General features: G+C 65.2%; 8 protein-coding genes and 1 tRNA gene. 7 read left to right on the forward strand and 2 right to left on the reverse strand.

Features of this window, described 5'->3' with window-relative positions:
* Positions 1–40 precede the first annotated feature (40 nt).
* The gene (gene gltB, locus GGR44_RS14715; protein ID WP_183956248.1) at positions 41–4576 is read left to right on the forward strand and encodes a glutamate synthase large subunit; all 4536 of its coding nucleotides are present in this window, start codon (positions 41–43) and stop codon (positions 4574–4576) included.
* A gap of 9 nt (positions 4577–4585) precedes the next feature.
* Here the strand turns inward: gltB and GGR44_RS14720 are convergent, their stop codons facing one another.
* The gene (locus GGR44_RS14720; RefSeq protein WP_183956249.1) at positions 4586–5083 is read right to left on the reverse strand and encodes a hypothetical protein; all 498 of its coding nucleotides are present in this window, start codon (positions 5081–5083) and stop codon (positions 4586–4588) included.
* Positions 5084–5204: 121 nt separating this feature from the next.
* Between GGR44_RS14720 and GGR44_RS14725 the strand changes: the two genes are divergently transcribed.
* From GGR44_RS14725 to eda, 6 genes are all read left to right on the forward strand, one after another.
* Positions 5205–5291 (forward strand) — tRNA-Leu (locus tag GGR44_RS14725).
* Between the two features lie 794 nt (positions 5292–6085).
* Positions 6086–7264, forward strand: a complete 1179-nt coding sequence (locus tag GGR44_RS14730) for an SGNH/GDSL hydrolase family protein (protein WP_183956250.1) — start codon at positions 6086–6088, stop codon at positions 7262–7264.
* Positions 7265–7385: 121 nt separating this feature from the next.
* Entirely contained in the window at positions 7386–8861 is a 1476-nt protein-coding gene (zwf, locus tag GGR44_RS14735) for a glucose-6-phosphate dehydrogenase (protein ID WP_183956251.1), read from the forward strand.
* Entirely contained in the window at positions 8854–10701 is a 1848-nt protein-coding gene (gene edd / locus GGR44_RS14740; protein ID WP_183956252.1) for a phosphogluconate dehydratase, read from the forward strand. Before zwf ends, edd begins: the two co-directional genes overlap by 8 nt.
* Entirely contained in the window at positions 10701–11669 is a 969-nt protein-coding gene (gene glk, locus GGR44_RS14745; protein WP_183956253.1) for a glucokinase, read from the forward strand. The genes edd and glk overlap by 1 nt, the downstream gene beginning before the upstream one ends.
* Positions 11666–12283, forward strand: coding sequence for a bifunctional 4-hydroxy-2-oxoglutarate aldolase/2-dehydro-3-deoxy-phosphogluconate aldolase (eda, locus tag GGR44_RS14750; protein WP_183956254.1), 618 nt, complete (start codon positions 11666–11668; stop codon positions 12281–12283). The genes glk and eda overlap by 4 nt, the downstream gene beginning before the upstream one ends.
* Positions 12284–12292: 9 nt before the next feature.
* Here eda and GGR44_RS14755 read toward each other — a convergent pair whose 3' ends face one another.
* A complete protein-coding gene (locus GGR44_RS14755; protein WP_183956255.1) occupies positions 12293–12754 on the reverse strand; it encodes an SH3 domain-containing protein in 462 nt (153 codons plus the stop codon).
* Positions 12755–12763: the final 9 nt, after the last annotated feature.

Consider the following 12763-nt stretch of genomic DNA (forward strand, 5'->3'; position numbering starts at 1 on the left):
GAGCCCGCAATGGCTCCAGACGATGATAAGGGTGAATGACATGAGCGACTTTCCTCTCCCTTCCGAAGCCGAACGCGCCCGCATCGCCCGTGAGGGCATGTATCACCCCGACCTCGAATCCGACGCCTGTGGCGTGGGCATGGTCGCGGCGACCGATGGCCGCCCGTCGCGCCGGGTCGTCGCCAGCGCCATCGACGCGCTGAAAGCCGTGTGGCATCGCGGCGCGGTCGACGCCGATGGCAAGACCGGCGACGGCGCGGGCATCCATGTCGACCTGCCCGTGCGCTTCTTTGACGACGCCATCGCCGACAGCGGGCACAAGCCCCGCCCCAATCGCCTCGCCGTCGGTATGATCTTCCTGCCGCGCACCGACCTCAGCGCGCAGGAAACCTGCCGCACCCTGGTGGAGGCGGAGATCATCGACGCGGGCTATACCATCTATGGCTGGCGCCAGGTGCCGGTCGACGTCTCGGTCATCGGCGAAAAGGCGCAGCGCACCCGCCCGGAAATCGAACAGATCATGATCGCCGGCCCGATGCCGGAGGAGCGCGACACCGCCGAATTCGAAAAGGAACTCTACCTCATCCGCCGCCGGATCGAGAAGAAGGTGATCGCCGCGCAGATCAACGATTTTTACATCTGTTCGCTGTCCTGCCGCTCGATCATCTACAAGGGGCTGTTCCTCGCCGAATCGCTGTCGGTCTTTTACCCCGACCTTCAGGACGAGCGGTTCGAAAGCCGCGTCGCGATCTTCCACCAGCGTTATTCGACCAACACCTTCCCGCAATGGTGGCTGGCCCAGCCGTTCCGCACCCTCGCCCATAATGGCGAGATCAACACGATCCGCGGCAACAAGAACTGGATGAAAAGCCACGAGATCAAGATGGCGAGCCTCGCCTTTGGCGAACAGTCGGAGGACATCAAGCCGGTGATCCCGGCGGGCGCGTCCGACACCGCCGCATTGGACGCCGTGTTCGAGGCGATCTGTCGCGCCGGTCGCGACGCGCCCACGGCCAAGCTGATGCTGGTGCCCGAGGCGTGGCAGTCGGAAAAGGCCGATCTGCCCCAGTCCCATGCCGACATGTATGAATATCTGGCCAGCGTCATGGAGCCGTGGGACGGCCCAGCCGCGCTCGCCATGACCGATGGCCGCTGGGCCGTCGCTGGCGTCGACCGCAACGCGCTGCGCCCGCTGCGCTATACGCTGACCGGCGACAACCTGCTGATCGTGGGGTCGGAAACCGGCATGGTCGTCGTGCCCGAAACCACCATCGTCAAGAAGGGCCGCATGGGCCCCGGCCAGATGATCGCCGTCGATTTGCTGGAAGGCGAAATCTATGACGACCGCGCGATCAAGGATCGCATTTCGGGCGAGCGCCCCTATGGCGAGCTGATCAAGGGCTTCATGACCGTCGACGATCTGGTCGATGCGCCCAGCGCCCTGCCGCAATGGGACAAGGCCGAACTGACCCGGCGCCAGGTGGCGGCGAACATGACGCTGGAGGACATGGAACTGATCCTCAGCCCGATGGTGGAGGACGCCAAGGAAGCCATCGGCTCCATGGGCGACGACACGCCGCTGGCCGTCATTTCCGACAAGCCGCGCACGATCAGCCATTTCTTCCGCCAGAATTTCAGCCAGGTCACCAATCCGCCGATCGACAGCTTGCGCGAACGGCATGTGATGAGCCTGAAGACGCGCTTTTCCAACCTGCACAACATCCTGGAGCAGGACGCGCAGAACAGCAGCGTGCTGGTGCTGGAATCGCCGGTGCTGACATCCGGGGAGTGGGCGCGACTGAAGGCGCAATTCGGCGCGCAGGTGGCTGAAATCGACTGCACTTTCCCGGCTGAGGGCGGGCAGGAGCAGTTGCGCGCCGCGATTCGCCGCATCCGCGAGGAAGCCGAACAGGCGGTGCGCGAAGGGCGGACCGAAATCTTCCTGACCGACGAGCAGGTCAGCGCCGATCGCATCGCCATTGCGGGCGTTCTGGCCGCCGCCGCCGTGCACACCCATCTGGTGCGCAAGGGGCTGCGCTCCTACGCCTCGATCAACGTGCGCTGCGCCGAAGCGATGGACACCCATTATTTCGCGGTGCTGATCGGCGTGGGCGCGACCACGGTCAACGCTTACCTCACCGAAGCCAGCATCGCCGACCGCCATGCGCGCGGCCTGTTCGGTGATTTGTCGCTGGATCAGTGCATTGAACGCTATCGCGTCGCGATCAACGAAGGCCTGCTGAAGATCATGTCCAAAATGGGCATCGCGGTCATCAGCTCCTATCGTGGCGGCTATAATTTCGAAGCTGTCGGCCTGTCGCGCGCGCTGGTCAACGACCTGTTCCCCGGTATGCCGGCGAAGATTTCGGGCGAAGGCTATGCCTCGCTTCACTACAGCGCCAAGCTGCGTCACGACGCGGCCTATGACTCGGCGGTCGTGCGCTTGCCGGTCGGCGGCTTCTATCGCCAGCGCAACGGGGGCGAGAGCCACGCCTATTCGGCGCAGCTCATGCACCTGCTGCAAACGGCGGTGGGCACCGACAGCTATTCCACCTATCTGCAATTTTCGCGCGGGGTCCGCGACCTGCCGCCCGTCTATCTGCGCGACCTGATGGAATTCAACTATGCCCGCGAAGCGGTGCCGATCGACGAGGTCGAGGCGACCACCGAAATCCGCAAGCGTTTCGTGACGCCGGGCATGTCGCTGGGCGCGCTGTCGCCCGAAGCGCATGAAACGCTGGCCATCGCCATGAACCGTATCGGCGCCAAGGCGGTGTCGGGCGAAGGCGGCGAGGACTCCAACCGTTTCCAGCCCTATGACAATGGCGACAACGCCAACAGCGTCATCAAGCAGATCGCGTCAGGCCGGTTCGGCGTCACCGCCGAATATCTGGGCAGCGCCGAGGAAATCGAGATCAAGGTGGCCCAGGGCGCCAAGCCCGGCGAAGGCGGCCAGTTGCCCGGTTTCAAGGTGACCGAGTTCATCGCCAAGCTGCGCCATTCGACGCCGGGCGTGACGCTGATTTCGCCCCCGCCCCATCACGACATCTACTCGATCGAGGATCTCGCGCAGCTCATCTATGACTGCAAGCAGATCAACCCGCGCGCGCGCGTCTGCGTGAAGCTGGTCAGCCAGGCGGGCATCGGCACCGTGGCGGCGGGCGTGGCCAAGGCCCATGCCGACGTCATCCTGGTCGCCGGCCATGTCGGCGGCACCGGCGCTTCGCCGCAGACCTCGATCAAACATGCCGGCACGCCATGGGAAATGGGCCTGTCGGAAGCCAATCAGGTGCTGACCCTCAACGGCCTGCGCCACCGCGTGAAGCTGCGCACCGACGGGGGCCTCAAGACCGGGCGCGACATCGTGATCGCGGCGATCCTGGGCGCGGAGGAGTTCGGCATCGGCACGCTGTCGCTGGTCGCCATGGGTTGCATCATGGTGCGCCAGTGCCACAGCAACACCTGCCCCGTGGGCGTGTGCGTGCAGGATGAAAAGCTGCGCCAGAAATTCACCGGCACGCCCGAAAAGGTCATCAACCTGATGACCTTCATCGCCGAAGAAGTGCGCGAGATACTGGCGCGGCTGGGCTATCGCAGCCTGGACGAGGTTATCGGACGCACCGAACTCTTGAAGCAGGTCAATCGCGGCGCCGAACATCTCGACGACCTGGATCTCAACCCCATTCTCGCCAAGGTCGACGCCAGCGACGAAGAACGGCGGTTCAGCCTGAAGAGCTGGCGCAACGAGGTGCCCGACAGCCTGGACGCGCAGATGATGCGCGACGCGCGCGCCGTGTTCGAACGGGGCGAAAAGATGCAGTTGACCTACACGGTGCGCAACACGCATCGCGCCGTCGGCACGCGTCTGTCGGCCGCCGTCACCGAAAAGTTCGGCATGTCGACGCTGGCCGACGGGCACCTGACCGTGCGCCTGCGCGGCAGCGCGGGGCAGTCGCTGGGCGCTTTCCTGTGCAAGGGCATCCTGCTGGAGGTCTTTGGCGACGCCAACGACTATGTGGGCAAGGGCCTGTCGGGCGGCACCATCGTCGTGCGCACGACCGTGTCCAGCCCGCTGTCGTCGAAGGACAACACGATCATCGGCAACACCGTCCTTTATGGCGCGACCAGCGGCAAGCTGTTCGCGGCCGGACAGGCGGGCGAACGCTTCGCCGTCCGCAATTCGGGCGCGCAGGTCGTGGTCGAAGGCTGCGGGGCCAATGGCTGCGAATATATGACCGGCGGCACCGCCGTCATACTGGGCAAGGTGGGCGCCAATTTCGGAGCCGGCATGACCGGCGGCATGGCCTTCATACTGGACGAGGAAGGCGGATTCCCCGCCCATGCCAACCCAGAGAGCATTGTCTGGCAACGGCTGGAAAGCGCCCATTGGGAAGGCGTGCTCAAGGAACTGGTCGCCGAGCACGCCAGCCGCACCGACAGCAAATGGTCGCAGGCGATCCTGGACGACTGGGACCGCTGGCGGCGCTATTTCTGGCAGGTCTGCCCGAAGGAGATGGTGGGCCGCCTCGCGCAGCCGCTGAGCGATTCGGCCTCAGAGGTCGTCGCCGCAGAATAACAAGGTCGGTCAGGGCTGGAAGGCGGTCGCCACGCGCGCGCCTTCCAGCCTCCGGCCCATCTGTCCCATCGCTTCGCCGCGCGCAAAGCGGTCGACATTGTCGGGCAGGCGATAGACCGGCGACGATGCCCGTTCCTGTTGCCTATCCTGACCATCGTCCTCGCCCCACGGCGCCTCCTGGCTTTGATAGTCAATCACGACCGGATCGGCTGGCCCGCTCACCATGCCATCCAGGTCCATCCCGGCCATATCGGCCGCCGCCTGACGCTCCGCCAGAGTGGGCGCGCACCCGGTGCAACGCACGACGTCCGGGCCCCGCAGGTCGGCATCGTCCGTCGGCGGGGCAAGCGGGGTCGAATCGACCGATGGCGGGCTGTCTTCAAACCCGGACCGGGCGGCGATCGGCGCGTTGATGGCATATTGCCCCACGGCCAGTCCGACAGGAACGGCCAGCGCCATGGCGCCCGCCGCCGCCGCCATCCATTGTCCGGGGCTGTTCACAACCATCCTCTCCGATCCGTTTCGGCCACTGAACGCACAAGGCAGATAGGTTGTTGCATGGCGTCGCGGCCTTTGCTAATGGCCAGCGCCTACCAGGGTCCGGCGCCGCCGGTTCCCCTTGAAATGTGCGGTCGTGGCGGAACTGGTAGACGCGCAACGTTGAGGTCGTTGTGGCCGAAAGGCCGTGGAAGTTCGAGTCTTCTCGACCGCACCAACATCCTTTGAAAAAAGGATAATTTCGGGGTTTGGCACACAGCCGGATCTGCGTACCGTTTCGTCGCTGCAAAGGATGGCTGGCGAAGCGTTTTGCTGCTCACCGGATTTGGCGCAGGCGACCGCCCCTCCACGGCGACGGCTGGCTGCTCGTTTGCGCCCACTCGAGAGCCACCTTGGGCGCGTCGGCAGATGATGCTTTGCGAGTAGGCCAGAAGCCTCGCCAGTTCGCGCGGCGTCCTTTAGATGCGCGACATCGGACTGCGCAGATTGTCGTATGGCCTGCACCGGGTCATTCTCGCCGATGACCGTCAGTTCCGATCCGGGCACGGTTGCGATGGCGACCGCCTTTTAGCAGCAGCCAGCTGTGGAAGTCGACCTTGTCGGCGAGACGCGAAGGGAAAAGGGCTGGATGCGCGAAGACTGCTCGCCCTCGCGCATATGGCAGGTTCGCTTGCGCATGCACGCGGCCCTCGCGGGGCGTTCGACCTTAGTCCGCCACGCCGGGCGGCGCCGGACCCGCTTTCATCCTTGGCATTGGCGGCGGTTACAAGATCACCCCTACCCAGGCTTGTGTGCTGGAAAATGGCATTCCAATCCTCCAGAATATTGAACCGGGAGATTGAACGCGCACCAATAGGGCGCATCATTTTTCCAGCCCGCAATTTAGGGGCAGGCGGGACGGGGATGTGGGACGGGCGCCGGGCGCCCCGCCCGCCGGCCCAAATTGTTTGACACTATGGGACCGAGCGATCAAACCCCCCTGATCGCTGATCGAATCAAGAGCCTTCACGAGTGACCGACAAGACGACCGACGAGAAGAACAAGCCATTTTCCGTTGCCCTGTTTGGAACGTCGAACGGTGTCATCCGCAATGGTTATGCGGGATATTTCGCCAATTCGCCGAAGGTCGAGCCCTTCACCAACTTTTCGCTCGGCGCCAGCACATCATCTTATGTGTTCTATCGGTCGGGCCACGGCAATCTTGCCGATTATGAATTCTGCATCCTTGACCTGTGCGTCAACGACGGGCGCTGGCTGGAAACCGGCCATGTCAAGCCAGCGACATGGACGGCGGTGCTGATGGACTTTTGCGAGCGGCTGGTGGCCATGGGCACATTGCCGATCATCCTGATCCTGCCATCACCCGACTTCCCCGACTGCAAGCCCAAGATTCGGTCGCTGGCGCGACGGGTGGCCAAGAAGCTCCACCTCCCTTTCTTCGACGGCTATGATCTGCTCGCGGCGGCGATGGCGACCGAACATGCGCCGCCGATGGACAATTTCTTCCGCGACAGCGTGCATGTCCACGAATGGCTGGGCCAGGAAATTTCGCGCCTGATCGTGCGCGCGCTGCCGCATCTGCGCAAGGGGCTGGCAAAGGCGGGAGAGCCGATCCAGACCGAAATCCAGCGCCACCATGTGCTCAAATTGCCGGAGGTCGATCCGGCAAATTGCGTGTCGCGCGGCACATCGCTGATCCGCGAGGATTTCAAGCATATCACCAGCAACGCCCCGCCGCTGACCATAGCATTGCCCGACGACAGCATGGTGCTCGCCTGCGCCGTCGACATGACCGGATGCCGGGGATATCTGGAACTGGAAGGGGATGGCGTCCACCATCAATATATGACGGGCATCTATACCAAGGATGACTGGCCCGAACAGAATATGCTTTTCGGCTTCCGTCCGATCCAGGGCGATGTGAAGGCCAGGGACGGTCAGATCAAATTGCGTTCCGTGCCCGAAGATTCGCGTAAGCCCGTGCTCGACCCGGCGAGCGACCTTCATGCCGAATTGCTGATGCACGCCCTGATCGTGCGAGCGCCGGAAGAAAAGATGGCGGTCGCCCATCCCTATACCGGCCGGATCGACATGATGCGCCTGACCAAGGAAGCCGATATCGACCGCATCGCCCGGCGCGCCATGTCGGATGAAGCGAAGCGGACCGAAACCCGCCAGATGGAAGTGTGATCCGGCCCGCTGCCCGGCTCCATTCGAGCCTGTTGGTGGTTGCGGCCCCCGGTCTTCCCGCTATAACTGGCCCATATCTCGATAGGGGATGATGTTTCTAACGGCTTAAGGGGGTAACCTTTTGACCGAACCGTCGGCCACGCTCATCCTGTTCGGCGCCACTGGCGACCTTGCGCACCGGATGCTTTTCCCGTCGCTTTACAATCTGCTGGCCGACAATCTGTTGCCCGACGATTTCCTGATCGTGGCGTCCGGGCGGACGGAAATGGATGACGATCATTTTCGCGATTCCGTCGACGCATCGCTGCACAAATATCTTCCCGAAGACCGCTATGATCCAGACCTTGCCGCGCGGCTGCGCGCACTGATCGTCTACGCGGCGGTGGAAGCGGGCAATATCGACCAGTTCCGCCATCTGGCGACGCGGGCGGAAGGACGGCGCAGCCGGGGCATTTCCGTCTATCTGTCGACCCCGCCGTCGCTGTTCGCGCCGACCGCGCAGGGACTGGCCGACGCCGGGCTCATCGCGCCGACGACCCGGATCGCGATGGAAAAGCCCATAGGCAAGGATCTCGCCTCGTCCAGGCTGGTCAACGACGGCATCGGCGCGCTGTTCGCCGAGGATCAGATTTTCCGGGTCGACCATTATCTGGGCAAGGAAACGGTGCAGAACCTGCTCGCCCTGCGCTTTGGCAACGTCATGTTCGAGCCGCTGTGGAATGCGGCGGCCATCGACCATGTGCAGATCACCGTGGGGGAAACGGTGGGGCTGGAAGGCCGCGTTTCCTATTATGACGGCGTCGGCGCGCTGCGCGACATGGTGCAGAACCATATGCTCCAGATATTGTCGATCATCGCCATGGAGCCGCCCGCCCGTTTCGACCCCACCGCTGTGCGCGATGAAAAGGTGAAGGCGCTGCGCTCGCTGCGCCCGATGAGCGCCGAAACGGTGAAGACGCACAGCGTGCGCGGCCAATATACGCCCGGCGCCGTCGGCGGCCAGATCGTCACCGGCTATGCCGACGAGCTGGGCAAAGCGTCGGACACCGAAACCTTTGTCGCGCTCAAGGCGCATATCGACAACTGGCGCTGGCAGGGCGTGCCCTTCTACCTGCGCACGGGCAAGCGGATGCCCGCGCGCCAGTCGGAAATCCTCATTCAGTTCAAGCCGGTGCGCCACTCCATCTTCGGCCGCAACGGGCAGCATTCAAGCGGGGGATCGGGCCTGGAACCCAACACCCTTATCATCCGCCTGCAACCGGAAGAATATATCCGCCTGCTCATCATGTCGAAACGGCCGGGGCTGGAACGGCAGATCAGGCTGGAGGAGGTGACGCTCGACGTGTCGCTGACCGCCGCCTTCGCCGGGCAGCGGCGGCGCATCGCCTATGAACGGCTGCTGCTCGACCTGCTGGAAGGCGACGCCACCCTGTTCGTCCGCCGCGACGAGGTGGAGGCGCAATGGGCCTGGATCGATTCGATCATCGACGGATGGCAAGAGGCGCATATGAAGCCCGCCGCCTATGCCTCAGGGAACTGGGGGCCCTCCTCGGCCATTGCCCTTATCGAACGCGATGGAGCAAGCTGGCATGACTGATCTTCACCCCGTCATCGCGCGGGTCACCGAACGCATTATCAAGCGCAGCGCGCCGCGCCGCCGCCTATATCTCGACCTCATCGAACGCGGCCGCGACGCTGGCACCAACCGGCACAGTCTGTCCTGCGGCAACCTCGCCCATGGCTTTGCCGCCAGCGGCGACGACAAGCCGGTGATCCGCACCGGCGCGGCGATGAACATCGGCATCGTCACCGCCTATAACGACATGCTGTCGGCGCATCAGCCCTATGGCCGCTATCCCGAAGCGATCAAGATCGCCGCGCGCGAAGTGGGCGCCACCGCGCAGGTGGCGGGCGGCGTCCCCGCCATGTGCGACGGCGTGACCCAGGGGCAGGCCGGCATGGACCTGTCGCTTTTTTCCCGCGACACCATCGCCCTGTCGACCGCCATCGCCCTGTCGCACGCCATGTTCGAAGGCAATCTCATGCTGGGCATATGCGACAAGATCGTGCCCGGCCTGCTGATCGGCGCGCTGCGTTTCGGCCATCTGCCCACCATATTGATCCCCGCCGGGCCGATGCCATCGGGCCTTGCGAACAAGGAAAAGGTGCGCATCCGTCAGCTTTATGCGGAAGGGAAAGTGGGCGCCGCCGAATTGCTGGAGGCGGAAAGCGCCAGTTACCATGGCGCTGGGACCTGCACCTTCTATGGCACCGCCAACTCCAACCAGATGATGATGGAGGTGATGGGTCTGCACATGCCCGGCGCCGCCTTCGTCAATCCGGGCACGAAATTGCGCGGCGAGCTGACCCGCGCTGCGGTCCACCGGCTGGCGGCGATCGGCTGGGCCAAGGACGGACAACCCAATGAGGATTACCGGCCGCTGGGCCATTGCGTCGATGAAAAGGCGATCGTCAACGCCATCATCGGCCTGATGGCGACCGGCGGTTCGACCAATCACGCCATCCATGTGCCCGCCATCGCGCGGGCGGCGGGGATCAGCGTCGACTGGACCGATTTTGCCGAACTGTCGGACGTCACGCCGCTGCTCGCCCGCGTCTATCCCAATGGTTCGGGCGACGTGAACGCCTTTCACGCGGCGGGCGGCATGGCCTTCGTCATCCGTGAACTGCTCGACGCCGGGCTGCTCCACCGCGACATTTTGACGGTCGCCCGACGCGACCTCACCGATTATGGCAAGGAGCCGGTGCTGGAGGACGATGCGCTGCTGTGGCGCGATGTCCCCGCGTCCCGCGACGACGCCATGCTGCGCCCCGCCGCCATGCCGTTCAGCCCCGATGGCGGCATGAAGCTGCTGGTCGGCAATCTTGGCCGCTGCGTGATGAAGGTCAGCGCCGTCGATCCCGACCGCTGGACGATAGAGGCGCCCGCCGCCATTTTCGACACGCAGGACGATGTGCTGCGCGCCTTCAAGGCGGGCGAATTGGAACGCGATGTCGTCGTTGTGGTCCGGTTTCAGGGGCCGCGCGCCAACGGGATGCCCGAACTGCACAAGCTGACCCCGGCGCTCGGCGTGTTGCAGGATCGCGGCTTCCGCGTCGCGCTGTTGACCGACGGGCGCATGTCGGGCGCTAGCGGAAAGGTGCCCGCCGCCATCCATCTGTCGCCAGAGGCGCTGGGCGGCGGCCCCATCGGCAAGCTGCGCAACGGCGACATGTTGCGGGTGTGCGCGCGGACCGGATCGCTCGACGCGCTCGTCGACCCGCTGGTCTGGCGCGAGCGGATGGAGCCGCCCGCCCCGCCGCCGCCCTATGACACGGGCCGCGAACTGTTCGCCCTGTTCCGCCACCACAGCGATCTGGCGGAAGCGGGCGCGTCGCCCATTTTGACCGCGATGGAAGGCGAATTGCCGTTCTGATGAAGGACATCGTCGCCGCTGACATCGGGGGCACCAATGCCCGCTTCGCCCGCGCAACGCTGGACGGCGCGGGGGCGCCGACGCTGGGCGTGGTGCGCAAATACAGGGTCGCCGATTTCCCCAGCCTGCAATCCTGCTGGGCGGCCTTTGCCGCGGATGATGGCGGCGCGCTGCCCGATGCGGCCTCCATCGCCTTCGCCACCGCCATCGGCCGCGACGTCATCAAGCTGACCAATTCCAGCTGGGTCGTCCGACCCGACAGCCTGGCCGATGAACTGGGGTTGGCCCACGTCCGGCTGGTCAATGATTTCGAGGCGGTGGCCCATGCCGTATCGCGGCTGCCGCCCGAAAATCTGCCGCTGCTGTTCGGAGAGGATCGGCCGTTCCCTATGGATGGCGGGGTCACCATCATGGGGCCGGGCACCGGCCTCGGCGTCGCCATGATCGCCTATGCCGATGGCCACCCCCATGTCATCGCGACCGAGGGCGGGCATCTCGACTTCGCGCCGCTCGACGCGCTGGAGGCCAGGATATTGGACCATTTGCGTGGCGAATTTCTGCGCGTATCGGTCGAACGCATCGTTTCCGGCCCCGGCCTCAACCATCTCTATCGCGCAATGGCGACCATCGGCCATCACCGGGTGACGATAATGAACGACGCCGAATTATGGCAGGCCGCGATTGAGGGCGGCGATGGCCATGCCCGCGCCGCGCTCGACCGTTTCTGCATGGCCTATGGCGCGGTGGCGGGCGATCTGGCGCTGGCCCACGGCCCCCATGCGGTGGTGCTGGCCGGCGGGCTGACGCAACGATTGCGCGACCATCTGCCGCGCAGCCATTTTCACAGCCGGTTCACCGCCAAGGGCCGGTTCGAAAGCCTGATGGCGACGGTGCCGATCCGCCTGGCCGTCCATGATGAAATCGGCCTGTTCGGCGCGGCCGCGGCCTATCGGGAGAAACGCTCATGACCCTGTCGGTCGGCGATGTGATGGAACTGGCGCCGGTCATCCCGGTCTTGGTGGTGGACCGGGTCGAGGACGCCGTGCCGATCGCGCAGGCGCTGGTCGCCGGCGGCCTGCCCGCGCTGGAGGTGACGCTGCGCACGCCCGCCGCGCTCGATGTGATCCGCGCCATGGCGCAGGTGGAGGGCGCGGTCGTGGGCGCGGGCACGGTGCTGAACCCGGCGCAGCTCGATGCGGCGATGGCGGCGGGCGCACGCTTCATCGTCAGCCCCGGCCTCACCGAACCCTTGGGCCGCGCCGCCATTGCTGCGGGCATCCCCTTCCTGCCCGGCACGGCCACGGCCGGCGACATCATGCGCGGCATGGACATGGGGCTGACCCACTTCAAATTCTTCCCGGCCGCGACATCGGGCGGCTTGCCCGCGCTCAAGGCGCTGGCCGCGCCGCTCCATACCGCCCGTTTCTGTCCCACAGGCGGCATCACCGCGCAAAGCGCGCCCGAATGGCTGGCCCAGCCCTTCGTCAAATGCGTGGGGGGCAGTTGGGTGATCCCCAAAGGCCCGGTCGACATGGCGGCGATAGAGGCGCTGGCGCGGGAGGCCGCCGCCCTGCCCCGTTAGGTCGGGGATTCAGCCACCGCCCCAGATCTGGTCCTGCCGCACAAAGCCGCGCTGGCCGCGCACATCCATCGCGCACCACCCGCGCGCGCAGTCCGACAGGCGGCCGACAACGCCCTTCTGCGCGCGATACAGAACCCGTGCGCCATCGGCGGGCGTTTCGCGCAGCTGCGCCTCTTCCGCCCGGACGATGGCCGTCGTCGTATCGCTCAGCAGCCGGACATGCATCCAGCCGGTCGTGCCCGACGGGTCTTCGATCTGGCGCCACAGGCCCAGCACCTTGATAACCTTCACCGGCAGGTCTCGGCGCCGGTAAATCCAGTTTGACGGATAATCCAGGCTCGGCCCGACGCGCATCCGCGCCTCATTCTGCGCGATCGACGCCCAATAGGGCACGGCCTTGCCCGATTGCGCGACGGCGGGCGCGGCCGCCCCCAGCATTGCCGCTGCCAGAACGCCGACCCACTTCACCATGTTCATTCC

This window comes from Sphingobium fontiphilum (assembly GCF_014196635.1).
In the GTDB taxonomy this organism is placed as follows: domain Bacteria; phylum Pseudomonadota; class Alphaproteobacteria; order Sphingomonadales; family Sphingomonadaceae; genus Sphingobium; species Sphingobium fontiphilum.